The sequence below is a fragment of the Streptomyces panaciradicis genome (assembly GCF_023516615.1).
Taxonomy (GTDB): domain Bacteria; phylum Actinomycetota; class Actinomycetes; order Streptomycetales; family Streptomycetaceae; genus Streptomyces; species Streptomyces panaciradicis.
This window is the reverse complement of sequence record NZ_JAMGBF010000054.1, coordinates 15187-42134: the sequence shown is the minus strand read 5'-3', so window position 1 is coordinate 42134 and position 26948 is coordinate 15187. Positions and strand designations below refer to the sequence as shown.

Below are 26948 nucleotides of genomic sequence, written 5' to 3'. Positions count from 1 at the left end.
TTTCAACCGCAACCTTGACGTGTGCTTCTCAACTCCCCCACGCTCGCCACTGGTTGAAACCCCAACACCCCCTCAACGGAGCCGCACATGAGCAGACACCGACCCCCAGGTGTCTTCCGGCGCACGGCCACGGCCGTCGCCGCGGGCACGCTGGCCCTGGCGGGCGCCGTCGCACTGCCCGCCGCAGACGCGCACGCCGACACCACCGCCAAGGGCGACGTCATCGCCAACCTCTGGGAATGGAACTGGGACTCCATCGCCTCGGAGTGCACGAACGTCCTCGGCCCGGCCGGCTACGGGGCGGTCCAGGTCGCCCCGCCCTCCGAGTCCCTCAAGCAGTCCTCGTACTACTGGTGGGACGTCTACCAGCCGTACTCCTACGACCTCGACAGCCGCTTCGGATCGCAGGCGAAGTTCGCGTCGATGATCAGCGCCTGCCACGCGGCCGGCGTCAAGGTCTACACGGACGCGGTGATCAACCACACCGCGGCCCAGACCGGCACCGGCTACAACGGCACGACGGTCACGAACAAGTACGACACCCCGGAGTGGAACCGCACCGACTACCACGACTCCTCGGACTGCCCCACCTCCGACCTCACCATCCAGGACTACTCCAACCTCACCCAGGTCCAGAACTGCGAACTGCTCGGCCTGCCCGACCTCAGGACCGGCTCCGACACGGTCCGCGCCGGCATAGCCGACTACCTCAACGCGCAGCTCGCGCTCGGCGTCGACGGCTTCCGGGTGGACGCGGCCAAGCACATCCCCGAGGCCGACATGGCGGCCATCGAGTCCAAGCTGACGAACACCAAGGCGGGCTCGGCGCCGTACGTCTTCCAGGAGATCTACCCGGGCTCGACCCCGCAGCCCTCGGACTACTACGCCTCCGGCGACGTCCTGGACTTCACCTACGCGAGCAGGATGAAGTCCGCCTTCCAGGGGAACGTGAGCGACCTGTCCTCCCTGGCGAGCAGCGGCATCCTGCCCGCGGCGAACTCGGTGTCCTTCGTGACCAACCACGACACCGAGCGCAACGGCCTGCACATGTCGTACAAGGACGGTGACACCTACAAGCTCGCCAACCTCTTCCAGCTCGCCTACAAGTGGTCAACCCCCACCGTCTACGCCAGCTGGGAGTGGACCCAGAGCGACCAGGCCCCGCCCAACTCCTCGGGCTTCGTGAGCAACACGGACTGCTCGAACGGCTCCTGGTACTGCCTGGACCGTGACACGGGCGTCGTCGGCATGGTGGCCTGGCACAACGCGGTGGACACCGCGGCGGTCTCCGACTGGCAGACGAAGTCCTCCAACGTGATCGGCTTCGGCCGCTCCGGCGCGGGCTTCTTCGCCCTCAACAACGGCTCCTCGTCGGCCACCTACACCTTCACCACCGGCATGGCGGACGGCACCTACAGCAACGTCGTCGACGGCGGCGCGACCAAGGTCACCGTCTCCGGCGGCAGCGCCTCGCTCACCATCCCCGCCAAGAGCGCCGTCGCCTTCTACAACGCCTCCTACACCTGCACGGTGGGCTGCGGCGACACGGGCGGCGGCTCCGGCTCCTCAGGCTCCACGGTCAGCGCGACCTTCAAGGAGTACGCCCCCACGTCCAGCGGCACCGACGTCTACGTCGTCGGCTCGATCGCGGCACTGGGCGCCTGGGACACCTCCAAGGCGGTCAAGCTGTCGTCGTCCGGGTACCCCGTCTGGTCGGGCGAGGTGAGCGTGCCGATCAACACGTCGTTCACCTTCAAGTACATCAAGAAGGACGCGTCCGGGAACGTCACCTGGGAGTCCAACGCCAACAGGTCGGCCACCACCGCGAGTTCGGCGATCTCCCTGAACAACTCCTGGAACGTGGCCGACGCGGACGCCACCGACGTCACCTTCAACGAGTACGCGACGACCGACTGGGGCACCAACGTCTACGTCGTCGGTTCCGTCGCCTCCCTCGGCTCGTGGAACACCGCCGACGCGATCCCGCTGTCGTCGGAGTCGTACCCGACGTGGAGCAAGCTGGTGATCGTGCCCAAGAGTACGGCCTTCACGTACAAGTACATCAAGAAGGACGGCTCCGGGAACGTCACCTGGGAGTCCGGGACGAACCGCTCGTACTCGACGGGCAGTTCGTCCGGGTACTCCACCAGCGACACCTGGAAGTGAGGTCGTCGCCCGACGGCGCGGGTCAGCGATGACCTCGCCGCACACCGTCGCGGTCAGCGCGCCCCCGCTGACCGCGACGGTCGTTTCGCGTGCGGTCAGCAGGACGACTTGCCCGCGTAGATCGCCAGGGCGGTGTTGGAGCCCAGGGTGGCCGTGAACTGTCCGCTGGAGTTCACCGTCACGCTCGTGTTGTTCTGCACGTTGCAGTACGTCCCGGCGGGCAGCGAGGTCTGGTACGTGCGGCTGAGCGAGCCGGACTCGTGGTTGATGGCCACGAAGCCCTTGGAGCCGCGTCCGAAGGCGATGGCGTCGTTGCCGTCGTCCCACCAGTTGGTGACGGCCTGGCCGCGGGTGGCGTTGCGGAAGGCGACCATGCGCATGATCTCGGGCCAGGCGTGCTGGCACTTCCAGCCGTCCTGCCAGCAGGCGTTGACCTGGCCGCCGTTGGGCGGGCCGGCGTCGGCGTCCGACCACTCGTAGCCGGAGTTGATGTCCGGGGCGCCGTAGGGCCAGGCGAGCATGAAGACGTTGGCGAGGGTGTAGTTGGCGCCGTCCTTGTAGTTGAGGGTCGAGCCGTTGCGCTCGGTGTCGTGGTTGTCCACGAAGACGCCCGCCACGGAACTGCTCATGTACCCCCAGCCCTCGCCGAAGTTCTTCAGGTAGGCGAGGTTCTCGTTGTTGAAGACCCGCTTGAGGTCGTAGGCGTAGCGGAACTCCTGCACGTCACCGTTGCCGGTGTACTCGGTGGGCTGGACGGCCTCGCCGGCGCCGTAGATGACCTCCTGCTTCCAGTAGGCGTTCGGATTGCTCAGCCGGGACTTGATGTTGGCGAGGTCGGCTGTGTCGATGTGCTTGGCGGCGTCGATGCGGAAACCGTCGATGCCGTAGCCGAGCAGGGAGTTCATGTAGCCGGCGATGGTGGCGCGGACGTACTCCTCGCCCGTGTCCAGGTCGGCCAGGCCGACGAGTTCGCAGTGCTGGACGTTCCAGCGGTCCTGGTAGTTGGAGACCTGGGAGGTGCAGTCGTCGAAGTCGTACGAGGAGTACAGCCCGGGGTAGTTGTACTTCGTGTACGACGACCCGCCCGTGCCGGTGCCGCTGCCGGCCGCCATGTGGTTGATGACCGTGTCGACGACGACCTTCACCCCGGCCGCGTGGCAGGTGTTGACCATGCTCTTGAAGGCGGTGGCGTCACCGAGCCGGCCGGCGATCTTGTAGCTCACCGGCTGGTACGACGTCCACCACTGCGAGCCCTGTATGTGCTCGGCGGGCGGGGAGACCTGCACGTAGCCGTAGCCCGCGGGGCCGAGGGTGCTGGTGCACTCCTTGGCGACGGAGGCGAAGTTCCACTCGAAGAGGACGGCGGTGACGTCCTTGGTACCGGGCGGGGACGCCTGCGCACTGGTCGTGCCCATGACAAGGGCCGCCGTGGAGGCGGCGACGGCCATGGAAAGGATTCTGCGTGATGCCATGTGGGGTTCCTTCACCGTTGAAGGTTTTTGCTGCAAGCTTTCAACCAACTTGCGATGACGGAGATGTTAAAGGCCCGTTGCCTGAAAAGGCAGCGGGCAACATGAAGTTGATGCAAGAAATTTCAGACTGCCGCAGCGGACAGCCGATACAGCACCTGCGGACTGCCGAACTCGACGAACTCCTCGACGGCGACGGCGCCCAGGTCCTCAAGAAGCCGGCGCGAGCGCGTGTTGGCCTCCTGCGTGACGGCGACCAGGTCCCGGCCCGGCACGGCGGCCTGAGCCCACTCCGCGACGGCCGAGACGGCCTCGCGGGCGTAGGCGTGGCCCCAGTGCTCGGGCAGCAGTTGGTACGAGACCTCGGTACGGCCGTTCCGGGCGTCCGGTTCCAGCAGTACCGAGCCCACCACCCGGCCGTCTGCCCGGCGCACGACGCTCAGCAGCCCCCGTGCGCCCACGCACAGCCGTTCGCGGGCCCGGACCACCTCCGCGTCGACCGGTCCGCCCAGGTGCCGCCGGACCTCGGCGTCGGTCCACATGCGGCGGTGGACGGGGACGTCCGCCCGCTCGACGGGCCGCAGGAGCAGGCGGCGGGTCGTGAGGGAGTGGGGCCACCAAGTGGCTGCGGCGGGGGCGGACATGAGGGAGAGCATGGCAGAGGCCTGCCGGTCGGGGAGGAGCGGCAGGCCTCTGGGTCGGGGTGGTCAGGCCGTGGTGAACCAGACCGTCGTGTCCGACGGGATCTTCGTCTCGCCGTCCGCCTTCGTGACCTCTTCGCTGGTGAGGAGGACGCGGCCGTAGGTCGGGGTGGTCACCGACTCGCCGGTCGTGTTGGCCACGCACACGAACTCGCCGCGCCGGAAGGCGAGGACGCCCTCGGGGGCCCGCAGCCACTCCACCGCGTCGCCCGCGCCGAGGTCGGGGTGGGCACTGCGGAGGGCGAGGGCGGCGCGGTAGAGCTCCAGGGTGGAGCCCGGGGTGCCGGTCTGGGCCTCCACGCTCAGCTCGCCCCAGCCGGACGGCTGCGGGAGCCAGCTGCCACCGCTGCCGAAGCCGTACGACGATCCGTCGCGCGTCCACGGGATCGGCACCCGGCAGCCGTCACGGAAGCCGTCCTGGCCGGCGCCGCGGAAGTACGCGGGGTCCTGGCGGACCTCGTCCGGGAGGTCGACGACGTCCGGCAGGCCGAGCTCCTCGCCCTGGTAGACGTACGCCGATCCCGGCAGTGCCAGCATCAGCAGGGACGCGGCCCTGGCCCGGCGCAGGCCGAGTTCGCGGTCGCCGGCCAGACGGATCTGGGTACCGAGGCCGGGCGGGTTGGCGAAGCGGGTGGCGTGCCGGGTGACGTCGTGGTTGGACAGCACCCAGGTGGACGGCGCGCCCACCGGCCGCATCGCCTCCAGCGTGCGGTCGATGACCTCGCGGAGCTCGGCCGCGTCCCAGGCGGTCGACAGGTACTGGAAGTTGAAGGCCTGGTGCAGCTCGTCGGGGCGGACGTAGTTGGCGGTGCGCTCGACGGTCGGCGTCCAGGCCTCGGCGACGAAGATCCGCTCGCCGCTGTACTCGTCGAGGATCAGCCGCCACTGGCGGTAGATCTCGTGCACGCCGTCCTGGTCGAAGAACGGCATGACATCGTTGCCCAACAGCTTCAGCTGGTCGTGGGCGCCGAGGTCGGGCAGGCCCGCGGCCTTGACCAGGCCGTGCGCGACGTCGATGCGGAAGCCGTCGACGCCCATGTCGAGCCAGAACCGCAGGATGGAGCGGAACTCGTCGCCGACCGCCGGGTGTTCCCAGTTGAAGTCGGGCTGCTCGGGGGCGAAGAGGTGCAGGTACCACTCGCCGGGGGTGCCGTCGGGCTCGGTGACCCGGGTCCACGCCGGGCCGCCGAAGATGGACTCCCAGTCGTTGGGCGGCAGTTCGCCGTTCTCGCCCTTGCCGGGACGGAAGTGGTAGCGCTCCCGCAGCGGGGAACCGGGGCCCTCGCGCAGGGCCCGCTTGAACCACTCGTGCTGGTCGGAGGAGTGGTTGGGGACCAGGTCGACGATGATCCGCAGACCCAGCTCACGGGCGTCGCGGATCAGCGCGTCGGCGTCCAGGAGGTTGCCGAACATGGGGTCCACGGCACGGTAGTCGGCCACGTCGTAGCCGGCGTCGGCCTGCGGGGAGGCGTAGAAGGGGCTCAGCCACACGGCGTCCACGCCGAGGTCGCGCAGGTACGGGAGTCGGGAGCGGATGCCCTCCAGGTCACCCATGCCGTCGCCGTTGCTGTCGGCGAAGCTGCGCGGGTAGACCTGGTAGATCACCGCGTCGCGCCACCAGTCCCGGCGCTCGGCGACGGTGGCTACGGCGGAGGTCGGGGCCGGGTCGGCGGCAGTGTGCTGCTGGCTCATGGCGTCCTTGATACGTGACTGGGGTGGGGTCATGGGCTGTGGTGCGGTACGGCGGCGGGTCGGGCGGCGAGGCGGCCGCGGTCGCAGCGGGGTCGGATGGCGACCGCGACCGCCTCGGGTCCTGGGCCCGCGCAGGGCGTCAGCCCTTGGTGCCGCCCGCGGTGAGGCCGGTCACCAGGTTCTTCTGCACGAGGTAGAAGAAGGCGGAGACCGGTACGGCGATCAGTACCGCGGTCGCGGCCATCAGGTTGCGCTGGGCGTCGTGTTCGCTGATGAAGGTCTGCAGACCGACGGCGAGCGTGTACTTCTGGTCGTCCAGCATGAACGTCGTGGCGAAGGCGACCTCGCCGAAGGCGGTGATGAAGCTGTAGAACGCGGCGACCGCCAGGCCGGGCTTGGCCAGCGGCAGGATCAGCCGGGCGAAGGTGCCGAAGGGGCTCAGCCCGTCGACGCGGCCGGCCTCGTCGATCTCGAACGGGATCGTGTCGAAGTAGCCCTTGAGCAGCCAGGCGCAGTACGGCACCGCCGTCGAGCAGTAGACGAGGACGAGTCCGAGGTAGCTGTCGATGAGGCCCAGGTCGCCCAGGATCTGGTACATCGGCACCATGAGGACGGCGACCGGGAACATCTGGGTGACCAGGAGCACCCACATGAACTTGCGGTAGCCCGGGAAACGCATGCGGGAGACCGCGTATCCGGTGGTGGCGGCGACCATCACACCGAGCACGGTGGTGCCGAGCGAGACGATCAGGGAGCTCTTCAGCCAGTCGAAGAAGCTCGTGTGGTTCAGGACGAACGAGTAGTTGTCGAACGTCATCTTCTTCCAGATGCCACCCGGGTGGAGGTAGTCGTCCTTGTCCGGGCCGAGGGAGAGGAAGACGAGCCAGGCGATCGGGAACAGCGCGACGACGCTTCCGGCGATCAGGATGCCGTGGGAGGCGAGCGAGGCGCCGAGGCCGCGCTGGCCGCGCCCGCGCGCCTTGCCGGAGGCCGCCGGCGCCGGACGGTCGTCGGTCGCCGCGGACGAGGTCTGGACAGTGGTCGTACTCATGGGAACTCCTGCCTCAGATCGCGAGCTGCTGCTCATTGCGGTTCAGCCAGCGGCGGTAGAACGAGGTGAAGACGATCAGGATGGCCAGCAGCAGGATGCCGTAGGCGGCCGACTGCGCGAAGTCGCGCGGCTGCTGTCCGAAGCCGAGGTAGTAGGCCCAGGTGACCAGGATCTGGGCGTCCGGGGCGGAGGTCGCGCCGAACAGCAGGAAGATCACGGCGAACTGGTTGAAGGTCCAGATGATGCCGAGCAGGACGACCGTGGAGCTGACCGAGCGCAGCCCCGGCAGGGTGACGTAGCGGAAGCGCTGCCAGGCGCTCGCGCCGTCCATCTCGGCGGCCTCGTACAGCGAGGCGTCGATGGACTGCAGGCCGCCGAGCAGCGAGACCATCATGAACGGCACACCGCACCAGGTGTTGACCATGATGGCGGCGAACCGCTGCCAGAAGGTGTCCTCCAGCCAGGACGGCTGTGGCAGGTGCAGGGCGTGCAGGGCGGTGTTGATGATGCCGCCGTCGGAGAGCATGATCCGCCAGCCGAAGACGGTGACGAAGGTCGGCACGGCCCACGGCACGATGAGCAGCAGCCGGTACAGGGTGCGGCCGCGCAGCTTCTGGTTGAGCAGGAGCGCGAAGCCGAGGCCGATCGAGTAGTGCAGCGCGACGCACAGGGCGGTCCAGGCGACCGTCCAGATGAAGTGCGACCAGAAGCGGTCGTAGGACAGCGGGCCGAACAGGATGTCCTTGTAGTTGTCCAGGCCGATGAACTTGTAGGTGGCGTCGATGTGGTTGACGCCGATCGTGCGCGCGGTGTTGAGGCTGTTGGCGTCCGTGAGCGTCAGGTAGAGCCCGTACACCAGGGGATAGAGCACGAGGACGCCGAGGACGATCACCACCGGGGTGATCATCGCGTACGCGTACCAGTACTTCTGGTAGCTGTGCTTGAGGCGCTGGCCCAGCCCGGGCCGCGGCCCGCGCTCGCCACGGCGTTTGCCGGTGGCGCGGTCGATGGCGACTGTCATGTTCGACACCTTCTGGAAGTTCTACGGCTCTGAGAAGAGGCTGGGCGCAGACCGGTGGCCGTCGGGTCCGTCCTTGTCAGGGCGGACCCGACGGCCGCTCGGGTTTACTTGCTGAAGTCCGGCACGAGCTTGGCGATGGCCAGTTCGGCGTTGCTCAGGCCCTTGTCCAGGGACTCCTTGCCACCGGCGATCTTCGGCAGTTCGGTGTCCAGCGGGCCCCACAGGGAGCTGTACTCGGGCAGCGCGGGCCGCGGCTGGGCGGCGGACAGCACGCCCTGGTAGCCGGCGATGCCCGGGTCGCCCTTGACCTCGGCGGTGTAGGCGTCGGCGCGGGTGGGCAGCGTGGAGTTCTTCAGCGCGATCTCCGTCTGCGACTTGGCGGAGGTCATGAAGTTGACGAACTTCAGGGCCGCCTTCTGGTGCGCCGAGTCCGAGCCCGCGTAGACGGACAGGTTGTGGCCGCCGGTCGGGGCGCCCGCCTTGCCGGTGGAGCCGGCCGGGACGGTGGCGATGCCGAGGTTGGACTTGTCCTTGAAGGCCGAGCCCTTGTAGAAGTTCGTGATCTCCCACGGGCCCTGGATGATCGAGGCGACCTTGCCGTTGACGAACGCGTCCTGGATGTGGGCGTAGGCGTCGGCGGTGGTGTCGGCCTTGTGCAGGCCCTTGCCGGAGAAGAGGCTCAGCCAGGTGCCGTAGGCCTTCTTCGCGGCGGGCGAGTTGACCGTGATCTTCTTGGCGGTGGCGTCGACCGTGTCGGTGCCCTCGCCGTAGAGGAAGCTCTGGGCGTAGTACGCCTGGGTGGAGCCCCAGTAACCGTCGACCTTGGCCTTGTCCTGGACCTTGGCGGCGTCGGCCTTCAGCTCGTCCCAGGTCTTGGGGGCCTCGGTGATGCCGGCCTTCTTGAACAGGGCCTTGTTGTAGACGAGGGCGAGGGTGTCGGTGACCAGCGGGACGCCGTAGGTCTTGCCCTGGTACTGCGCCTGCGTGATCAGGCTGGACTGGAACTTGTCCTTGTCGGCGAGGGCCTCGGTGCCGTCCAGCGGCAGGAAGTAGCCCTTCTTGGCGAAGGCGGGGGTCCAGCCGACCTCGGAACGCAGGATGTCCGGGGCGCCCTTGGAACCGGCGGCGGTGTCGAACTTGTTCTGCGCCTGGTCGAAGGGGACGTTGACGTACTTGACCTTGATGTTCTTGTTGGCGGCCTCGAACTGCTTGATCAGGGCCTGGTACGTCGGCGCCTCGTTGGTGGCGTTGGAGGTGTCCCACCAGGTGATGGTGACCGGCCCGCTGCTCTTGTCGCTGCCGCTGTCGCTTCCGCCGCAGGCCGTCGCCGCGAGGGCGAGGGACGCCACCAGCGCGGTGGCCGCTATGCCACGCCGCATGAGTTCTCCTTGAGGGTTAAGCCCGTGTGGTGCGGGAGCGGCCCCGTCCGCCGTTCCCGCTGTGTTGCCGACTGCGCCGTTGCGGCGGCCGGGCGTCAGGGAACGTAACAGCGTTGAAAGCGTTGCGAAAGACCTTGCAGCAAAAAAGTGCAAGAGGCTGCGGAAGTTACGTCGCCGTGACCGCCTGTCGACCGTCACGAGACCCTTGCTCGCCAGGCCTGAGCGGGATACGGCCGGGTTGTGCAAGACTCTGCAAGCTCTTGCCATCCGGCTCCGGCGCGGGAATCATCCCCTTGCGGGACAAGGGGCACCGACCAGAACAGAGGGACCGCGATGACGATACGGCCGGTACAGTCCGGTGCCGTGACCACACGGCTTGCCGACATCGCCGCTCAGGCGGGGGTGAGCGAAGCGACCGTCAGCCGCGTCCTCAACGGCAAGCCGGGCGTCGCCGCCACCACCCGCCAGTCCGTGCTGGCCGCACTGGACGTGCTCGGATACGAGCGTCCCGTGCGGCTGCGCCAACGCAGCGAGGGCCTGGTGGGGCTGATAACCCCCGAGCTGGAGAACCCGATATTCCCGGCTCTGGCCCAGGTGATCGGGCAGGCGCTGACGCGGCAGGGCTACACCCCGGTGCTGGCCACGCAGACGCCGGGCGGCTCGACCGAGGACGAGCTGACCGAGATGCTCGTCGACCGGGGGGTCGCCGGCATCATCTACGTCTCCGGGCTGCACGCCGACACCACCGCCGACATGGAGCGCTACGAGCGCCTGCGCGCGCAGGGCGTCCCCTACGTCCTGGTGGACGGGTTCTCGCCGAAGGTGCAGGCGCCGTTCATCTCCCCCGACGACCGCGCGGCGATGACGCTGGCGGTGACGCATCTGGCGTCCCTGGGGCACACGCGCATCGGCCTCGCCCTCGGCCCGAAGCGGTTCGTGCCCGTGCAGCGCAAGATCGAGGGGTTCGTGCGCGCGATGCAGGACCAGCTCGGCCTGAGCGCGGAGACCGTCGAGAACGACCTCGTCCAGCACTCGCTGTACACCCTGGAGGGCGGTCAGGCCGCCGCCACCGCGCTGATGGCCCGCGACTGCACGGCGATCGTGTGCGCGAGCGACATGATGGCGCTCGGCGCGATACGCGCGGCGCGGCAGCAGGGCCTGGACGTCCCCAAGGACATCTCGGTGGTCGGCTTCGACGACTCCCCGCTGATCGCGTTCACCGACCCGCCGCTGACCACGATCCGCAAGCCGGTCCCGGCCATGGGGCAGGCGGCGGTACGCACGTTGCTGGAGGAGATCGGCGGAACGCCCGCGCCCCACAGTGAGTTCGTGTTCATGCCGGAACTGGTGGTACGGGGTTCGACCGCTTCGGCCCCTGGGGACCGCCATCGTCCCTAGGGCGGAGAATCCGGGGGTTTCGGCAGTGCGCCGGGAGTAGGCGCGGGGGTCCGTGCGTTGTAGGAAATGCGACCTGAACCCAACCGGGGGATGATCGGTGGCGGAAGGCATTTCTGGCAGACTCTGTGCCCATGGGTGACTCGACCGTGACCAGTCTGGGAGACCGTGAGCAGGCGGCCGTTCCGGACTCCCCCACGGCCGTGGAGGGGAAGGCCGGAAGCCCGCGTCATCTGCGCCGGCTGCGCACCCCCCGCCGTCCCCGTCTGTGGTTCGAGATCCTTCTGATCGCGGTGAGTTACTGGACGTACTCCATCGTCCGCAACGCGGTCCCCGAGCAGCGTGTCGAGGCGCTGCGCAACGCCGACTGGATCTGGAGGACCGAGCACCGACTGGGCATCGCCGTCGAGCAGTCGGTCAACCACACGGTGAACTCGGTGTCCTGGCTGATCGTCGGCATGAACTACTACTACGCCACACTGCACTTCATCGTGACCCTGAGTGTGCTGGTGTGGCTGTTCCGCAGTCATCCCGGCCGCTACGCGGCGACCCGGCTGGTGCTGTTCGCGGCGACGGGCGTGGCCCTGGTCGGCTACTACCTGTACCCGCTCGCTCCCCCGCGGTTGATGCGCGGCAGCCACTTCATCGACACCGTCCTGATCCACCGGACCTGGGGTTCGATGGCCTCCGGCGACCTCAAGCACATGTCCAACCAGTACGCCGCGATGCCGTCCATGCACATCGGCTGGTCCCTGTGGTGCGGACTGACGGTCTTCGCGCTGGCGAGCGTGCCGTGGGTGCGGGTGCTGGGCCTGCTGTACCCGGTGGCCACGCTGATCGTGATCGTCGCGACGGCCAACCACTTCTGGCTCGACGCGGTGGGCGGCCTGCTGTGCCTGGCGTTCGGGTTCGCGGTCGCGTGGGCCTGGTACGGCAGGCTGCCGTACGCCCTGCCGAGGACGGTGCCGGAGAAACGCGAGAAGAGCGAGTCGCGGCCGGCGAAGGCGTAGTTCAGCACGCCCGGTGCACCACGTGGCCTCCGGTCACCGTCAGCCGTACCGGCGCCTCGGCCACCTCGTCCGCCGGGGCCTTCACGGGGTCCAGGCCCAGGGCCGTGAGGTCGGCCCGGTACCCGACGGCGATCCGCCCCGCCGCACGCTCCTCCCCCGCCGCGCGCGCCGCATGGCTGGTGCAGCCCTCCAGAGCTTCCAGGCCCGTCAGCCCGGCCCGCGCGGAGGCCGCCCCTCTGGGCGCCCGTGCCGTCGCCAGGACGGCCCGCACGTCGTAGTGGGCGATCGGCCAGTCGGAGCCCAGGGCGACCGTCGCGCCCGCGTCCCGCAGGTCCCGCAGCCGCCAGGCGTGCCCGGCGCGGGCGGTGCCCAGGCGGCGGGACCACTCGTCGGTGCCGTCGGCCCGGGTGTACGCGGTGTGCGGCGGCTGCATGCCGGCCGCCACCCCGAGCTCGGCGAACCGCGGCAGCAGCGCGTCGGGCGCCGTCTCGATGTGCTCGACGCGGTGCCGGCCCCGGGCGTCGGGGCCGAGCCCGGCCACCACGTCCAGGACGTGCCGTACCGCGGCGTCCCCGATGGCGTGCGTGGCGGTGCGGACACCGGCGGCGTGCAGGTGCCGCACGGCGACCTCGTAGGCCTCCGGTTCCGGCCAGAAGGCCTCGGTCCCCTGACCGTGGCAGTCGGCGTGCTCCAGCCAGGCGGTGCCGCCCTCCACGGTGCCGTCCATGAAGAACTTCACCCCGCCGACCCGCCAGTGCCGGCCCCCGCGCCCCTGCACCGCGATCAGCTCCTCCAGCGCGGCGGTGTCCGCGCCGGGCATGCACCAGGGCGCGAACCGCAGCCGCACCGGCAGCACGGTCTCCCGGGCGATCGAACCGACCAGCTCCATGTCCCCCGCGTCCATGACGTGCGCCCCGGTCAGGCCGGTCGCGGCCATCGCCGTGAGCAGATCGACGAGGCGGGCCCGGCGGACCGCGTGGGAGGGCCGCGGCAGCACCCGCGTGAGCAGATCCATCGCCGCGTGCTCGACAAGGTGCCCGGTGGGGCGCCCGGAGGCGTCGCAGACCACCTCCGAGCGCTGGGCGAAGACGCGGGGCCCGGTCACGCCCGCCACGGCCAGCGCGGCACCGGTCGCGAGGGCGGAGTGGCCGTCGTAGAGGCGGAGGAAGGCGGGGGTTCCCGCCCCGATCGCGTCCTCCACGAGCGCGCGGTCGATCGGCCGCCCCTCGAAGGCGTTGTGGTCGAGGCCGAACCCGACGACCCACCCGTCGATCCGCTCGGCCCCGGCGAGCGCGGACCGCAGTCCGGCCAGGTCCCGCACGCCCGACAGGTCGACCCCGGTGGCCATGTCCAGCCCCCACACGGGATGGCTGTGCGCGTCCACGAGCCCGGGCACGAGGTGCGCCCCCTCCAGGGCCACGACCTCGGTGCCGGGTCCGCGCCAGGCGGGTACGTCCGCCTCGTCGCCGACCGCCGCGATCACCCCGTCGCTCACGGCGACGGCGCCTGCGTAGGGACGTTCGGGGTCGAGGGTGCGGATCTCGGCGCCGGTGAGGATCAAGTCGGGGGCGTGCATGAGTGGGGTGAACTCCCTTGTCTCGTAGGTCTATACGGCGGGCCCGGCCGGCTCGGCGGCCTTGGCGGGCCCGGTCGGCTCGGGTGTCTCGGCGGGCTCGGGTGTCTCCGCGGGCTCGGCCGTTTCGGCGGGCTCGGCGGCGAAGTCCCGGTACACCTCGGGCCGTTCGCGGCGCAGCCACCAGGCCAGCACCAGGCCGGCGGCGAACACGGCGGGGGCCGTGGTGATCAGGACGGTGTTGACGGTCGGCGAGGCGCCGGTGAACAGGTCGATGTGGGTGATGACGAGCCCTATGGCGGTGGCGAGCAGCACCGCCGCGGCCACCGGCGCGACGATCGTGCGCAGGGCGCCCTCCTGGTGGCGCACCCGCCGGAAGTAGCAGGGCACGGCGATCGCGGCGAGCAGCTGGAGCAGGAACAGGCCGATCATTCCGGGGGTGTTCACCCACAGCAGGAGCTGCTGGTAGGGGTCGGCGCCGGCCGCCCAGAAGGCGACGACGACGGCCGCGCCGAGGACGGTCTGGGCGATCCCGGCGACGTACGGGGAGCGGTGGCGGGCGTGCACGCGGCCCAGCGGCTTCGGCAGGACGCCCTCCTCGGCGAGGGCGAGGGCGTAGCGGTTGATCGCGTTGTGGAAGGCGAGGAGGGAGGCGATGACGCTGGTGACGATGAAGACGTGCATCAGGTCGGCCGCCCAGCCGCCGACGTAGGTGGTGATCGCGGCGAAGAACAGGCCGCCGGGGTCCTTGGCGGCCGCGGCGATCACGTCGGCGTCGCCGAAGGCCTGGATGACGATCCAGACGATGAAGGCGTAGAAGAGGCCGAGGAAGGCGACGGCCACGTAGGTGGCCCGCGGGATGGTGCGGTCGGGGTCGCGGGCCTCGCGGCGGTAGATGACGGTGGACTCGAAACCGGTGAACGCGGCGAAGGCGAAGGCCAGGACGACGGCCGTGCCGGGGACCAGGACGTGGCCCGGGGCGAGGGAGGCGCCCGACAGTCCGTGCGCGCCGCCCTTGAGCAGCACCCCTCCCGCGAGGAGCACCAGGATGCCGGTCTCGGCGAGGAGCAGGACGCCCAGCACCTTGGCACCGAAGTCGATCGAGCGGAAGCCGCCGTAGCCGATGAGGAGCAGGCCGGCCAGGGAGATCGGCAGCCAGGGGACGCCGGTGCCGAACAGGGCGTGCAGGGTGTCCCTGGTGGCGGAGGCGAGGAGGCCGTAGACGCCGATCTCCATGCCGTTGTAGCCGATCAGGGCGAGCAGGGCGGCGCCGATGCCGGCGGGGCGGCCGAGGCCGCGGGTGATGTACGCGTAGAAGGCGCCGCCGCTCTTCACGTGGCGGCTCATGGTGGTGAAGCCGACGGCGAAGACGGCGAGGGTGATGCCGGCGATGAGGTAGCCGGCCGGGGCGCCGATGCCGCCGAGCAGGATCGCGAGCGGCGCGACGCCGGCCATGACGGTGAGCGGGGCGGCGGCGGACACCACGAAGAAGGCGATGTCGGCGGTGCCGAGGGAACCGGAGCGCAGAGTCGCCGGGGCGGTCGGCGTTCTCTCCTCGGGGGTGGTGACGGACATGGGCAAGCCCTTCGGGCGCGGCGGACGGGGAGGGTTCCGGACGTGCGGGTCGGTCGACGGCCCCCGGGCACGGGGATGGCGACCCCGGGGCCGTAAACCTAAAGGCTTTCGGTTTCGGCAATGTAGCCTCCTCCTGGGCATCCGGGAAGACCTCAAGGGGGACCGCAGACCATGGGACGGCCGCGCACACCGCTCCTCGACCGCGAGCGCATCACGACGACGGCTCTGCAACTGGTCGACGAGCAGGGGGATTTCAGCGTGCCGCAGATCGCCAGGCGGCTGGGGGCGCAGACCGGCTCGGTGTATCACCATGTGGACGGCCGCGAGGGGATCGTGGAGCTGCTGCGGGAGCGGGTGGCCGAGGCGATCGACCCCGGGACGCTGGACCTCGTCCCCTGGGACACGGCGCTGGAGGCCTGGGCCCGCTCCTACCGCGCGGCCTTCGCCGCCCACCCGAAGGCGATCCCGCTGCTCATGACCTCACCCGTGCGGGCGCCCCGGGTTCTGGAGCAGTACGAGCGCGCGGTGACCCTCCTGCTGGCCGCGGGCTTCGCACCGGGCGAGGTGATGCCGCTGATCATCGCCCTGGAGAACCTGGTCCTGGGCTCGGCCCTGGACCTCGCGGCGCCGGAGACGATGTGGGAGCTGACCGAGCACACCCCGACGCCCCGGCTGGCGGAGGCGCTCGCGGCGGTGGGCGAGGGGCGGGCGGACCGGGCCTTCGAGGTGGGGCTGGCGGGGTTCCTGGGGCACGCGCGGGCGCTGCTGGCCGGGGACTGAGCCCGCGCCCCGGGCGGGACCTCGCTCAGCCCCCATGGAGTCAGCCCCCGTAGAACAGCTCCTCCACCACCGACCGCGCCCTGCGTGCCGTGCGGCGGTAGGCGTCCAGCATGTCGCCGACCATTCCGTCGCCGTAGCCCAGGTAGCGGCCCACGGCGGCCACCTCGCGGCCGTCCGAGGGGAAGGTGTCGCCGGCCCGGCCGCGCACCAGCATCACGGCGTTGCGCACGCGCGTGGCCAGCACCCACGCCTCGTCCAGGGTCTCCGCGTCCTCGGCCCGGATCAGCCCGGCGGCACGCGCCGCCGCCAGGGCCGCGCGCGTCCGGGTCGTCCGCAGTCCCGGCTCCGCGTGGCCGTGCCGCAACTGCATCAGCTGCACGGTCCACTCCACATCGGACAGCCCGCCGGGCCCGAGCTTGGTGTGCAGCTTGGGGTCGGCGCCGCGCGGCAGCCGCTCGGCCTCCATACGGGCCTTCAGCCGCCGGATGTCGCGCACCGCCTCGTCCCCGAGCCCCCGCGCCGGGTAGCGCAGCGGGTCGATCAGCTCCACGAAGCGGCGGCCGAGGTCCTCGTCGCCCGCGACCGGTTCGGCCCGCAGCAGCGCCTGCGACTCCCACACCAGCGACCAGCGGCGGTAGTACGCCTCGTACGAGTTCAGGGTCCGCACCAGCGGGCCCGACTTGCCCTCGGGCCGCAGGTCCGCGTCGATCAGCAGCGGCGGGTCCGCGCTCGGGATCTGCAGCAGCCGCCGCATCTCGGAGACGACCTTGTTCGCCGCGTCGGCGGCCTCCCGCTCGCCCACGCCCTCGCGCGGCTCGTGCACGAAGACGACGTCGGCGTCGGAGCCGTAGCCCAGTTCGTGGCCGCCGAAGCGGCCCATACCGATGACGGCGAACCGGGTCGGCAGCTCCTCGCCCCAGCCGTCCCGCACCACCGCGCGCAGGGTGCCCGCGAGGGTGGCCGCGGTCAGGTCGGACACCGCGGCGCCCACCCGGTCCACCAGGGCGCCCGGATCGGCCTCGGCGGGGTGCGTCTCGGTGCCGTACGAGCCCACGATGTCCGCGGCGGCCGTGCGGAACAGCTCCCGGCGCCGGACGCCGCGCGCCGCCGTGACCGCCTGGACCGCGCCCTCCGCGCGGCCGACCGCGGCGAGTATCTCCTGCTCCAGATGGTCCCGGCCACGCGGGCCCAGCCCCCCGGCGTCGCCGTCGCCGAGCAGCGCCACCGCTTCGGGCGCCCGCATCAGCAGATCGGGGGCGAGCCGGCCGGCGGACAGCACGCGCGCGAGGTTCTCCGCGGCGGCGCCCTCGTCCCGCAGCAGCCGCAGGTACCAGGGCGTCTTGCCGAGCGCGTCCGACACCTTGCGGAAGTTCAGCAGGCCCGCGTCCGGGTCGGCGGAGTCCGCGAACCAGCCCAGCAGCACGGGCAGCAGGGTCCGCTGGATCGCGGCCTTGCGCGTCACCCCCGACGCCAGCGCCTCCAGGTGGCGCAGCGCGGCGGCCGGGTCGGCGTACCCGAGCGCGACCAGCCGCTCCCGCGCCGCCTCGGGGCTCAACCTGGCCTCACCGGGCGCGAGTTGGGCCACGGCGTCGAGCAGCGGCCGGTAGAAGAGCTTCTCGTGCAGACGGCGTACGACGGCCGTGTGGCGCCGCCACTCACGGGTCAGCTCGGCGACGGGGTCGGCGCGCAGGCCGAGGGAGCGGCCGATGCGGCGCAGGTCGGCGTCGTCCTCGGGGACGAGGTGCGTGCGCCGCAGCCGGTACAGCTGGATGCGGTGCTCCATGGACCGCAGGAAGCGGTAGGCGTCGTCGAGCTGCACGGCGTCCTGCCGTCCCACGTACCCGCCGGCGGCGAGCGCCTGGAGGGCGTCGAGCGTCGTCCCGCTGCGCAGCGACGCGTCCGCCCGCCCGTGCACCAACTGCAGCAGCTGGACGGCGAATTCGACGTCCCTGAGCCCTCCGGGGCCGAGCTTCAGCTCGCGGTCGACCTCGGCGGCGGGGATGTTCTCGACGACCCGGCGGCGCATCTTCTGCACGTCCGCGACGAAGTTCTCGCGCTCGGCGGCCTGCCAGACCAGGGGTTCCAGGGCAATGACGTACTCCTCGCCGAGCTCGATGTCGCCGGCCACCGGGCGGGCCTTGAGCAGCGCCTGGAACTCCCAGGTCTTGGCCCAGCGCTGGTAGTAGGCGAGATGGCTGGAGAGGGTGCGCACCAGGGGGCCGTTCCTGCCCTCCGGGCGGAGGTTGGCGTCGACGGGCCAGATCGAGCCCTCGACCGCGGTCTCCGAGCAGACCCGCATCATGTGCGAGGCCAGCTTCGTGGCGGCCCGGAGCGCCTTGCCCTCGTCGGCGCCGTCCACGGCCTCGCCGACGAAGATGACGTCGACGTCGGAGACGTAGTTCAGTTCGTGGCCGCCGCACTTGCCCATCGCGATCACCGCGAGCCGGCACAGCGCGGCGTCCTCGGGCGCGGCGGCGCGCGCGATGGCGAGGGCGGCGCGCAGGGTCGCGGTGGCGAGGTCGGCGAGCTCGGCGGCGGTCTCGGCGACGTTCGTGGTGCCGCAGACGTCACGGGCGGCGATGGACAGCAGACAGCGGCGGTAGGCGACCCGCAGGGAGACCGGGTCGTCGGCCTCGGCGAGGCCCCGCTCGAACTCCTCCACCCCCGGGTGCAGGTCCCGCGGCTCGTACGTGACCAGGGCGTGCCAGTCCCTGGGGTGCCGGGCGAGGTGGTCGGCGAGCGCGGCGGAGGCGCCGAGCACGCCGAGGAGGCGGTCGCGCAGCGGCTTGGCCGCTATCAGGGTGTCGAGCAGCTCGCGGCGCGCGGTGGGGTCGGGCTGCGCCTCCAGCAGCCGGACGAGACCGAGCAGCGCCTGGTCCGGGTCGGCGGTGGCGCCCAGCGCCTCCAGCAGCACCGGGTCATTGCGCACGGGCATCAGCTCGTCGCTGTCCAGCAGCCGCTCGGCGGCCGAGGCATCGGTGAAGCCGTGCCGAAGCAGTCGTGTGAAGGTACTGCTCCTGCGCCCCGGCGCCGTCATCCGCGGCCTCCCCTCGGATCAAGGTCGTACTGGCCCGAGCCTAACCGCAGCCACCGACACGGGCGCCCGGGCGGAGCCCCTCGCCTTCGCGCTGTTCGGTGGCGCGCCGGACGTCGATCGGTGGCGTGCCGGACGTGGATCGGTCGTGCCCCGGAGGTCGGTCGGCGGCGCGCCGGAGGTCAGTCGGCGGCGCGCCGGGGGGTCGGTCGGCGGCGCGCCGGACGGTATTCGGTGGCGCCCGGGACGGTTTTCGCGCTTCGGTGTTGAGGAGCCGTACGACGACGAGGGAGTCGTTTTCATGGACATGAGCCTCGAAGTGATCCTGCTGCCGGTCTCCGACGTGGACCGCGCCAAGGAGTTCTACCGGGACAAGGTCGGCTTCCACGTGGACCTCGACGGCGAGGTGATGGAGGGCGTGCGGATCGTCCAGCTCACCCCGCCCGGCTCCGGCTGTTCCATCGCGCTGGTCGACGGGTTGCAGGTGCCGACCGGCATGCCGCAGCCTGGTACGTACCACGGGATGCAGCTCTGTGTGAGCGACGCGAAGGCCGCGTACGACGAGCTGACCGCGCGCGGTCTCGAGGTGAGCGAGCCGCAGCGGTTCACCGACCAGGACGGGGCCACCTTCCTGTACTTCAAGGACCCGGACGGCAACGGATGGGCGATCCAGGAGTACCGCCGCCGCGCGACCGAGCCGCTGCACGAGGTGCTGGCGCGGCAGGCCGCCGAGCGGCAGTAGTTCACCCGCTCTTCATCCCTCCGGTTGGGCACGGTGGGGCGCGGGCATGTTGGCGTGTGCATGCTCTGTCCGCACCGCCAGCCCCGCCCTTCCCCCCTCCGGAGGTTGATGTGTCCGGCAGTACCGCAAGTCCTGCCCGTCCGAGGGCCCGCCGCGGCCGCGCCGCACTCGCGTCCACGCTCGCCTTCACGGCCGCGGCCGTCGGTCTGTGGACCGGCCTCGGCGGCTCCTCGTCCGCGGCCTCGGCCGTGCCGACCCCGGACCACGTGGTCGTCGTGGTCATGGAGAACCACGCCTACAGCCAGGTCATCGGCTCCTCCAGCGCGCCGTACATCAACTCGCTGAAGACCGGCGGGGCGAACCTGACCCAGTCGTACGGCATCACCCACCCGAGCCAGCCGAACTACTACGCCCTGTTCTCCGGCTCCACCCAGGGCGTCACCGACGACAGCTGCGTCACCCCGGGCTTCTCCTCGGCCGCCAACCTCGCCTCGGAGGCCATCGCGGCCGGCCGCACCTGGGCCAGCTACAACGAGTCGCTGCCCAGCCAGGGCTCGACCACGTGCAGCAGCGGCAACTACGCACAGAAGCACGACCCGTGGTTCGGCTTCAAGAACGTGCCGACGTCGACCGCGAAGACGTTCGCGCAGTTCCCCACCGACTACTCGACGCTGCCGCAGATCTCCTTCGTCACCCCCAACCTGTGCAGCGACATGCACGACTGCTCGGTGTCCACCGGCGACACCTGGCTGAAGAACAACCTGGGCGGCTACGCCACCTGGGCCAAGACCCACAACAGCCTGCTCGTCGTCACCTTCGACGAGGACAACCGGCTGTCGGGCAACCGCATCCCGACGGTCCTGTACGGCCAGCCGGTGACGGCGGGCTCCTCGTCCTCGGCCACCTACAACCACTACGACCTGCTGCGCACCCTGGAGGACACGCAGGGCCTGTCCACGCACGCGGGCAACGCGGCCTCCGCGACGGACATCACGGGCATCTGGGCGTCCTGACGTGTACGTAGCGGACAGCCGCGCGGCCCCGCCGGCGTCCGCGGAAGGCGCCGCCCGGCCCGCACGGGCCGGGTGGCGCCGCACCGCGGTCGCGCCCACCGTCCTCGCGCTCGGCACCGTCAGCCTGATCACCGACGTCTCGTCGGAGATGGTGACGGCGGTGCTCCCCCTGTACCTCGTCACGAGCCTCGGCCTGTCCCCGCTGGGCTTCGGGCTCCTGGACGGCGTCTACAACGGCTTCTCGGCGCTCGTACGCCTGGCCGGGGGCCATCTCGCCGACCGGGGCGGCGGCCGCCACAAGGCGGTGGCGGGCCTGGGCTACGGCATCTCGGCCCTCTGCAAGCCCCTCCTGCTGCTGGCCCACTCCCTCACCCCCATCGGCCTGGTCCTGGCCGCCGACCGCACGGGCAAGGGCCTGCGCACGGCCCCGCGGGACGCGCTCATCTCCCTGTCGTCGACACCCGAGACCCGGGGCCGCTCCTTCGGCGTGCACCGGGCGATGGACACGGCGGGCGCGCTGCTGGGCCCGCTGGTGGCCTTCCTGATCCTGCGGGCGACGGTGGACGGCTACGACGCGGTGTTCACGGTCAGCTTCTGCGTGGCCGCGCTCGGGGTGCTGGTCCTGGTGCTGTTCGTGCCGGGGTCGTCGACGGCACCGGCGCTCGAGGCCGCCGTACGCCCCACGCTGCGCGCCGCGGTCGGCCTGCTGCGCCGCCGCGACGTCCGCCGCGTCACGGTCTGCGCGCTCCTGCTGGGCCTGGCGACCGTGAGCGACTCCTTCGTGTACCTGCTCCTGCAACACCGCCTCGGCGTCCCCGACCGCTGGTTCGCGCTGCTCCCGCTGGGCACGGCGGCGGCGTTCCTGCTGCTCGCGGTGCCGCTCGGCAGGCTGGCGGACCGGGTGGGCCGGTGGCGGGTCTTCCTCGCCGGCCACGGCGCCCTGCTGACCGCGTACGCGCTGCTGCTCACCGCCTGGCACGGCCCCGCGCTCCCCTGCGCCGTCCTCCTCCTGCACGGCGCGTTCTACGCGGCCACCGACGGCGTGCTGATGGCGGCGGCCTCGGACGGCGTGCCGGAGCACCTGCGGTCGTCGGGCCTCGCGGTCGTGCAGACCGGCCAGGCACTCGCCCGGTTCGCCTGCTCGCTGGGGTTCGGCGCCGCGTGGTCGCTGTGGGGCGACCGTACGGCGCTGCTGGCGTCGACGGTGACGCTGGCGCTGTGCGCGGCGGTGTCCCTGGCCCTTCTGCGCCCTGGAGCACCTGCGGGACCTAAGGCAACGGGGGCGGCCGCATGATGACCCCGGCCCCGACCCCGACCCCGCCCGCGCTCCCGCCCCTCACCGTCTCGCGCCGTGCCGCCGCCCGGAAGGTCCCCGCATGACCCTGCGCAACCGCATCCTCGTCCTGCTGGCGGCCCTGGTCGCGCTCGCGGCGGTCGCCGTGGCCTCGCTCCTGCACGCCTCGGCCCGCGCGGAACGCCGTGACCAGGCCCAGCCCGGCGGCCCCCGGGTGACCTCCGGAACGGTCACCCTGACCACCCCCGGCCGCATGGTCTTCCGGAACATGGCCTGGGGCCCGCACCGCGACGAGCTGACGACGGTCCGGGCGACCGACCCTTCCGGCCCGCGCACCGCCTCCGGCGTCAAGTGCCTGCGCTTCTACGCCGCCTCGGGCACCGGAGTGTGCCTGCAGGCGGTGCACGGCGCCGTCTCCGACACCTACCGGGCGGTCGTCCTCGACGCCCACCTGAAGGAGCGGTCGAGGTACGACGTGCCGGGCATCCCGTCCCGCGCCCGCGTCTCCCCGACGGGCCACTTCGCCGCGTGGACGGCCTTCGTGGGCGGCGACTCGTACGCCGGCACGAACTTCTCGACCCGCGCGGCGATCGTGGACGTCCGCTCCGGGAAGCTGACCCCGTCCCTGGAGGCCTACCGGGTGCTGAAGGACGGCCGCCCCTATCGCGCGGCGGACCTGAACTTCTGGGGCGTGACGTTCGCTTCGGACGACCGCACGTTCTACGCGACGATGGCGACGAAGGGCCAAACCTACCTGGTCCGGGGCGACCTGCGCGCCCGCACGCTCACCACGCTCCACACCGACGTGGAGTGCCCGTCCCTGTCCCCCGACGGCACCCGGATCGCCTTCAAGAAACGGGTGAAGGGCCTCCCCAAGGACGCCCCCTGGCGTCTGTACGTCCTGGACCTGCGCACCATGCGGGAAACCCCCCTGGCCGAACCCCGCAGCGTCGACGACCAGGCGGTCTGGCGCGACGACCACACCCTGGTCTACGCCCTGCCCGGCGACTACGGCGCGGACCTGTACACGATCCCGGCGGACGGCGGCGGAAAGCCCCGACGCATCAGCACCGCGGCGGTGTCCCCGGCGTACACCGGCCCGTAGCCACCCGCGCGGCGGCTACACCTTGAGCAGGTGAATGCTCCGGTCCATGGCCTCGAGCACGTACGCGATCTCGGCCCGCGACCTCATCCGTGCCCTCGCGTCCTCTTCCCCGATCAGGCTCTCGAACCTGCCCAGGACGAGCCGCTGACTGGCCTGGAGCCGGGCGTGCATGGCCCGCTGCTCCTCCGCCGGCTGCAACTGCGCCGTGCGGTGGGTGCTGGCGCAGGCGTCGAGCCAGGCCGTGAGTTGATCGTCGACGTACTGCTCGGACTCCTTCAGGGCACCCCTGAGGACGTCCAGCGCGTCGTGCCAGGCCGCGACAAACGCCTGGGTGTCGCTGACCCCGGCGGAAACACCCTGTACCGCGGACCTCCTGCCGAGAGCGGTCAGCGCGGTGGGGGCGTTCACGGCCACGCGGGCCCGGATGTCGGCGCTGACGATGATCGCCGCCGTCAGCAGGGCCGCGGCGACGATGACACCGACACTGGCATAGGCCGCGACCACGACAGACGCCGCGTCCGTCTTCTTGTCGACGGCGAAGAGTCCCAGAGCGGCGGCGCCCGTTACGGTGATGAACGCCCCCAGCCCCAGCACCCGCGTGACGTTCAGCGTGTTCGTGCTCACGCCGACGGTCCTGGCCGCCTCCTCCGGGGACGGGTTGGCCGGCGCCCGGCTCGACCCCTGGTTCAGCACTCCGAGCGCCTCGAAAAGCCACGCGAGGGGAACCGCGAGACTCTTGCTCCTCCTCGACGAGGCCCGCTCCACAGCTGTCGCCATGCTCGAACACCTTCTCTCGGGTGAACCCTCAGCCGTGACATCCGAACCCGCCGGAACGAGGACGCCCCGCCCGCACGCAAGTCGAACCCCGGCCCTTCCAGCGTTCGGCCACGCCCCACCACCAGGAAGGGCACGAAAGCCGCACATCAGCACCATGCGGCCCCTTGCACACCCCGCCACCCCACCGCCCGAAGACGAAGAAGGGCCGACGGTCCATGACCGCCGACCCCACCCGCTCACTCAACCGCCCTACAGCACGGGCAGGTTCTTCCGCAGCTCGAAGGCCGTCACCTCGGAGCGGTACTCCTCCCACTCCTGCCGCTTGTTGCGCAGGAAGAAGTCGAAGACGTGTTCGCCCAGGGTCTCCGCGACCAGGTCGCTGCGTTCCATCAGGGTCAGGGCCTCGCCCAGGTTCTGGGGGAGCGGCTCGATGCCCATCGCGCGGCGTTCGGCGTCGGAGAGGGCCCAGACGTCGTCCTCGGCGCCCGGCGGGAGTTCGTAGCCCTCCTCGATGCCCTTCAGGCCCGCGGCCAGGAGGACGGCGTAGGTGAGGTAGGGGTTGGCGCCGGAGTCGATGGAGCGGACCTCCACGCGCGCGGAGCCGGTCTTGCCGGGCTTGTACATGGGGACGCGGACCAGGGCGCTGCGGTTGTTGTGGCCCCAGCAGATGTAGGAGGGGGCCTCGCCGCCGGCGCCGGCGGTGCGCTCGGAACCGCCCCAGATGCGCTTGTAGGAGTTGACCCACTGGTTGGTGACCGCGGAGATCTCCGCCGCGTGGCGGAGCAGGCCGGCGATGAAGGAGCGGCCGACCTTGGAGAGCTGGTACTCCGAGCCGGACTCGTAGAACGCGTTGCGGTCGCCCTCGAAGAGGGAGAGGTGGGTGTGCATGCCGGAGCCGGGGTGCTCCGAGAACGGCTTCGGCATGAACGTCGCCTGGACGCCCTGCTCCAGCGCCACCTGCTTCATGACCAGGCGGAAGGTCATGATGTTGTCGGCCGTCGAGAGGGCGTCGGCGTAGCGCAGGTCGATCTCCTGCTGGCCGGGGGCGCCCTCGTGGTGGGAGAACTCGACCGAGATGCCCATCGACTCCAGCATGGTGATCGCCTGGCGGCGGAAGTCCATGCCGATGTTCTGCGGGGTGTGGTCGAAGTAGCCGGAGTTGTCGGCGGGGGTGGGGCGGGTGCCGTCGAGGGGGCGGTCCTTCAGCAGGAAGAACTCGATCTCGGGGTGGGTGTAGAAGGTGAAGCCCAGGTCGGAGCCGCGCGTGAGGGCGCGCTTGAGGACGTAGCGCGGGTCCGCGAAGGACGGGGAGCCGTCCGGCATGAGGATGTCGCAGAACATGCGGGCGGTGCCGGGGGCCTCGGCGCGCCAGGGCAGGATCTGGAAGGTGGACGGGTCCGGCTTGGCGATCATGTCGGACTCGTATACGCGGGCGAAGCCCTCGATGGCCGAGCCGTCGAAGCCGATGCCCTCGTCGAAGGCCTGTTCCAGCTCGGCCGGGGCCACGGCGACGGACTTGAGGAAGCCCAGCACGTCCGTGAACCACAGGCGTACGAACCGGATGTCGCGCTCCTCCAAGGTCCGGAGCACGAACTCCTGCTGCTTGTCCATCTTCCGCTTCCCCATCCTTGCTGGTCAGGCCGCCTGTCTCCGTGTCCCGCAGGAGGCGGTCGGGCACCTGAGCATCACACCACAACAGCATTTCATGCGCGTTGCCGACCTTGATCGTCGAAACGGCCTCGGGCTGAACGCCTCACGCACGGCGGCGGGTGTACGGCTCCGCAGCCCATCTTGCCTGCTCGGACCGACATCCGTAACGCCCGGACCCGCTTCGTCCGTGAGCGACGCCACTCCTCGATAATTTGCATCTCAGATGCAAGTTTAACTACGGTTCCGATCAGCCGAGTTCGCAGGACCGGGCTCGGAGGACCAAGAGGAGTCCCGATGCTGTCCGAGTCAGCCGCCGTCACCGTCCGCGCCACCCTCCCCGCCGTCGGCGCGCACCTCGACGAGATCACCGAGCGCTTCTACGCCGGCCTGTTCACCGCCCGCCCCGAGCTGCTGCGCGACCTGTTCAACCGCGGCAACCAGGCGGCCGGCACACAGCGCCAGGCGCTCGCCGGTTCGATCGCGGCCTTCGCCACGCACCTCCTGGAGCACCCGGAGTCGCGTCCGGACGCGATGCTGGCCCGCATCGCCCACAAGCACGCCTCCCTGGGCATCACACCCGAGCAGTACGCGCTCGTCCACGAGCACCTCTTCGCCGCCATCGCCGGCGTCCTCGGCGAGGCCGTCACCCCCGAGGTCGCGGCCGCCTGGGACGAGGTCTACTGGCTGATGGCGAACGCCCTCGTCGCGATCGAGAAGCGCCTGTACGAGGAGTCCGGCGAACCGGGCCGGCGGAACTGGGAGGTGGTCGAGCGCGTCGCCGAGACCGCGGACGTGGTCACCTTCCGGCTGCGCCCGGCCGACGGCGGGCCGGTCGCCGACTTCCGCGCCGGCCAGTACGTCTCCGTGCGCGCCGAGCTGCCGGACGGCGCCCGCCAGATACGCCAGTACAGCCTGTCCGGGGCACCCGGTTCGACCCTGCGGCAGATCAGCGTCAAGCGGGTCCGGGACGACGGCGACGCGCCCGACGGCGAGGTGTCGAACCATCTGCACGCGCGCGTGCGCGAGGGCGACGTCCTGGAGCTGTCCGCCCCGTACGGCGACCTCGTCCTGGACGACGCCGCCGGCACCCCCCTGCTGCTCGCCTCCGCCGGCATCGGCGTGACGCCGATGGTCGCCATGCTGGCGCGCCTCGCGGAGACCGGCCACCGCGCCCCGGTCACGGTCGTCCACGGTGACCGCTCCCCCGCCGACCACGCCCTGCGCGCCGACCACGAGGCCTACGCCGGCAAGCTCCCGGACGCGGCCGTGCACTTCTGGTACGAGCGGGACGCGACCCCGGGCGCCCGCACCGGCCTGGTCGACCTCGACGCCGTCGACGTGGCGGCGGGCACGCGCGCGTACCTGTGCGGACCGCTGCCCTTCATGCGGGCGGTGCGCGCCCAGCTGATCGACAGGGGGGTCGCCCCGGCCGACATCCACTACGAGGTCTTCGGCCCCGACCTGTGGCTTAGCCGGGCCTGAGCCGCGCCTGAGCCGCGCCCGGCCAGGCCCGGGCCTGAT

20 protein-coding genes are annotated in these 26948 nt (G+C 71.1%); 9 read left to right on the top strand and 11 right to left on the bottom strand.

All coding sequences use genetic code 11. The annotated features are described in order from the left end of the window. Positions 1–87: 87 nt before the first annotated feature. The gene (locus tag M8J74_RS20150) at positions 88–2166 is read left to right on the top strand and encodes a carbohydrate-binding module family 20 domain-containing protein (protein WP_249837760.1); all 2079 of its coding nucleotides are present in this window, start codon (positions 88–90) and stop codon (positions 2164–2166) included. A gap of 95 nt (positions 2167–2261) precedes the next feature. On the opposite strand, the gene M8J74_RS20145 is transcribed toward M8J74_RS20150, so the two are convergent. The 6 genes from M8J74_RS20145 to M8J74_RS20120 form a co-directional block, all read right to left on the bottom strand. Next, positions 2262–3638 (bottom strand): alpha-amylase, encoded by a 1377-nt coding sequence (locus M8J74_RS20145; protein WP_249837759.1) that lies wholly within the window; start codon positions 3636–3638, stop codon positions 2262–2264. Positions 3639–3760: 122 nt separating this feature from the next. Continuing rightward, positions 3761–4279, bottom strand: coding sequence for a GNAT family N-acetyltransferase (locus M8J74_RS20140; RefSeq protein WP_249837758.1), 519 nt, complete (start codon positions 4277–4279; stop codon positions 3761–3763). A 63-nt stretch (positions 4280–4342) separates the two neighbouring features. Beyond that, positions 4343–6028 (bottom strand): glycoside hydrolase family 13 protein, encoded by a 1686-nt coding sequence (locus M8J74_RS20135; protein WP_249837757.1) that lies wholly within the window; start codon positions 6026–6028, stop codon positions 4343–4345. Positions 6029–6167: 139 nt separating this feature from the next. Further along, positions 6168–7079, bottom strand: a complete 912-nt coding sequence (locus M8J74_RS20130; RefSeq protein ID WP_249837756.1) for a sugar ABC transporter permease — start codon at positions 7077–7079, stop codon at positions 6168–6170. A 13-nt stretch (positions 7080–7092) separates the two neighbouring features. Then, complete coding sequence (locus tag M8J74_RS20125; RefSeq protein WP_249837755.1) at positions 7093–8100, bottom strand: carbohydrate ABC transporter permease; 1008 nt, start codon at positions 8098–8100, stop codon at positions 7093–7095. Between the two features lie 104 nt (positions 8101–8204). Further along, a complete protein-coding gene (locus tag M8J74_RS20120) occupies positions 8205–9479 on the bottom strand; it encodes an extracellular solute-binding protein (protein WP_058925699.1) in 1275 nt (424 codons plus the stop codon). A 363-nt stretch (positions 9480–9842) separates the two neighbouring features. Between M8J74_RS20120 and M8J74_RS20115 the strand changes: the two genes are divergently transcribed. Together M8J74_RS20115 and M8J74_RS20110 are read left to right on the top strand one after the other, a co-directional pair. Continuing rightward, positions 9843–10877 (top strand): LacI family DNA-binding transcriptional regulator, encoded by a 1035-nt coding sequence (locus tag M8J74_RS20115; RefSeq protein WP_058928455.1) that lies wholly within the window; start codon positions 9843–9845, stop codon positions 10875–10877. 131 nt (positions 10878–11008) lie between these two features. Next, positions 11009–11884 (top strand): phosphatase PAP2 family protein, encoded by an 876-nt coding sequence (locus M8J74_RS20110; protein WP_249837754.1) that lies wholly within the window; start codon positions 11009–11011, stop codon positions 11882–11884. 1 nt (position 11885) lies between these two features. On the opposite strand, the gene M8J74_RS20105 is transcribed toward M8J74_RS20110, so the two are convergent. After that, entirely contained in the window at positions 11886–13460 is a 1575-nt protein-coding gene (locus M8J74_RS20105; protein WP_249837753.1) for an amidohydrolase, read from the bottom strand. Positions 13461–13490: 30 nt separating this feature from the next. Continuing rightward, positions 13491–15032, bottom strand: coding sequence for an APC family permease (locus tag M8J74_RS20100; protein WP_249837752.1), 1542 nt, complete (start codon positions 15030–15032; stop codon positions 13491–13493). A 171-nt stretch (positions 15033–15203) separates the two neighbouring features. Here M8J74_RS20100 and M8J74_RS20095 point away from each other — a divergent pair, with 171 nt between their 5' ends. Then, positions 15204–15812: a TetR/AcrR family transcriptional regulator gene (locus M8J74_RS20095; RefSeq protein WP_249837751.1), complete on the top strand. Its 609-nt coding sequence runs from the start codon at positions 15204–15206 to the stop codon at positions 15810–15812. A gap of 40 nt (positions 15813–15852) precedes the next feature. Here M8J74_RS20095 and M8J74_RS20090 read toward each other — a convergent pair whose 3' ends face one another. Beyond that, entirely contained in the window at positions 15853–18849 is a 2997-nt protein-coding gene (locus tag M8J74_RS20090; protein WP_249837750.1) for a bifunctional [glutamine synthetase] adenylyltransferase/[glutamine synthetase]-adenylyl-L-tyrosine phosphorylase, read from the bottom strand. Between the two features lie 298 nt (positions 18850–19147). Between M8J74_RS20090 and M8J74_RS20085 the strand changes: the two genes are divergently transcribed. The 4 genes from M8J74_RS20085 (at position 19148) to M8J74_RS20070 (ending at position 23000) form a co-directional block, all read left to right on the top strand. Further along, complete coding sequence (locus tag M8J74_RS20085) at positions 19148–19588, top strand: VOC family protein (RefSeq protein WP_058925693.1); 441 nt, start codon at positions 19148–19150, stop codon at positions 19586–19588. A 110-nt stretch (positions 19589–19698) separates the two neighbouring features. Continuing rightward, positions 19699–20601 (top strand): alkaline phosphatase family protein, encoded by a 903-nt coding sequence (locus M8J74_RS20080; RefSeq protein WP_249837749.1) that lies wholly within the window; start codon positions 19699–19701, stop codon positions 20599–20601. A gap of 1 nt (position 20602) precedes the next feature. Further along, positions 20603–21895, top strand: coding sequence for an MFS transporter (locus M8J74_RS20075; RefSeq protein ID WP_249837748.1), 1293 nt, complete (start codon positions 20603–20605; stop codon positions 21893–21895). An 82-nt stretch (positions 21896–21977) separates the two neighbouring features. Further along, the gene (locus M8J74_RS20070; protein WP_249837747.1) at positions 21978–23000 is read left to right on the top strand and encodes a TolB family protein; all 1023 of its coding nucleotides are present in this window, start codon (positions 21978–21980) and stop codon (positions 22998–23000) included. Positions 23001–23015: 15 nt separating this feature from the next. Here the strand turns inward: M8J74_RS20070 and M8J74_RS20065 are convergent, their stop codons facing one another. Both M8J74_RS20065 and glnA2 read right to left on the bottom strand, forming a co-directional pair. Further along, a complete protein-coding gene (locus M8J74_RS20065; RefSeq protein ID WP_249837746.1) occupies positions 23016–23777 on the bottom strand; it encodes a hypothetical protein in 762 nt (253 codons plus the stop codon). Positions 23778–24026: 249 nt separating this feature from the next. Beyond that, the gene (gene glnA2 / locus M8J74_RS20060) at positions 24027–25388 is read right to left on the bottom strand and encodes a gamma-glutamylpolyamine synthetase GlnA2 (RefSeq protein ID WP_249837745.1); all 1362 of its coding nucleotides are present in this window, start codon (positions 25386–25388) and stop codon (positions 24027–24029) included. A 333-nt stretch (positions 25389–25721) separates the two neighbouring features. Between glnA2 and M8J74_RS20055 the strand changes: the two genes are divergently transcribed. Further along, complete coding sequence (locus tag M8J74_RS20055; protein ID WP_249837744.1) at positions 25722–26909, top strand: globin domain-containing protein; 1188 nt, start codon at positions 25722–25724, stop codon at positions 26907–26909. The last annotated feature ends 39 nt before the right edge of the window (positions 26910–26948 follow it).

Excerpts from the sequence above, each read along its gene's own strand:
- M8J74_RS20150 (WP_249837760.1), top strand. The coding sequence starts at position 88 with ATGAGCAGACACCGACCCCCAGGTGTCTTCCGGCGCACGGCCACGGCC.
- M8J74_RS20145 (WP_249837759.1), bottom strand. The coding sequence starts at position 3,638 with ATGGCATCACGCAGAATCCTTTCCATGGCCGTCGCCGCCTCCACGGCG.
- M8J74_RS20140 (WP_249837758.1), bottom strand. The coding sequence starts at position 4,279 with ATGTCCGCCCCCGCCGCAGCCACTTGGTGGCCCCACTCCCTCACGACC.
- M8J74_RS20135 (WP_249837757.1), bottom strand. The coding sequence starts at position 6,028 with ATGAGCCAGCAGCACACTGCCGCCGACCCGGCCCCGACCTCCGCCGTA.
- M8J74_RS20130 (WP_249837756.1), bottom strand. The coding sequence starts at position 7,079 with ATGAGTACGACCACTGTCCAGACCTCGTCCGCGGCGACCGACGACCGT.
- M8J74_RS20125 (WP_249837755.1), bottom strand. The coding sequence starts at position 8,100 with ATGACAGTCGCCATCGACCGCGCCACCGGCAAACGCCGTGGCGAGCGC.
- M8J74_RS20120 (WP_058925699.1), bottom strand. The coding sequence starts at position 9,479 with ATGCGGCGTGGCATAGCGGCCACCGCGCTGGTGGCGTCCCTCGCCCTC.
- M8J74_RS20110 (WP_249837754.1), top strand. The coding sequence starts at position 11,009 with ATGGGTGACTCGACCGTGACCAGTCTGGGAGACCGTGAGCAGGCGGCC.
- M8J74_RS20105 (WP_249837753.1), bottom strand. The coding sequence starts at position 13,460 with ATGCACGCCCCCGACTTGATCCTCACCGGCGCCGAGATCCGCACCCTC.
- M8J74_RS20100 (WP_249837752.1), bottom strand. The coding sequence starts at position 15,032 with ATGTCCGTCACCACCCCCGAGGAGAGAACGCCGACCGCCCCGGCGACT.
- M8J74_RS20095 (WP_249837751.1), top strand. The coding sequence starts at position 15,204 with ATGGGACGGCCGCGCACACCGCTCCTCGACCGCGAGCGCATCACGACG.
- M8J74_RS20090 (WP_249837750.1), bottom strand. The coding sequence starts at position 18,849 with ATGACGGCGCCGGGGCGCAGGAGCAGTACCTTCACACGACTGCTTCGG.
- M8J74_RS20085 (WP_058925693.1), top strand. The coding sequence starts at position 19,148 with ATGGACATGAGCCTCGAAGTGATCCTGCTGCCGGTCTCCGACGTGGAC.
- M8J74_RS20070 (WP_249837747.1), top strand. The coding sequence starts at position 21,978 with ATGACCCTGCGCAACCGCATCCTCGTCCTGCTGGCGGCCCTGGTCGCG.
- M8J74_RS20065 (WP_249837746.1), bottom strand. The coding sequence starts at position 23,777 with ATGGCGACAGCTGTGGAGCGGGCCTCGTCGAGGAGGAGCAAGAGTCTC.
- glnA2 (WP_249837745.1), bottom strand. The coding sequence starts at position 25,388 with ATGGACAAGCAGCAGGAGTTCGTGCTCCGGACCTTGGAGGAGCGCGAC.
- M8J74_RS20055 (WP_249837744.1), top strand. The coding sequence starts at position 25,722 with ATGCTGTCCGAGTCAGCCGCCGTCACCGTCCGCGCCACCCTCCCCGCC.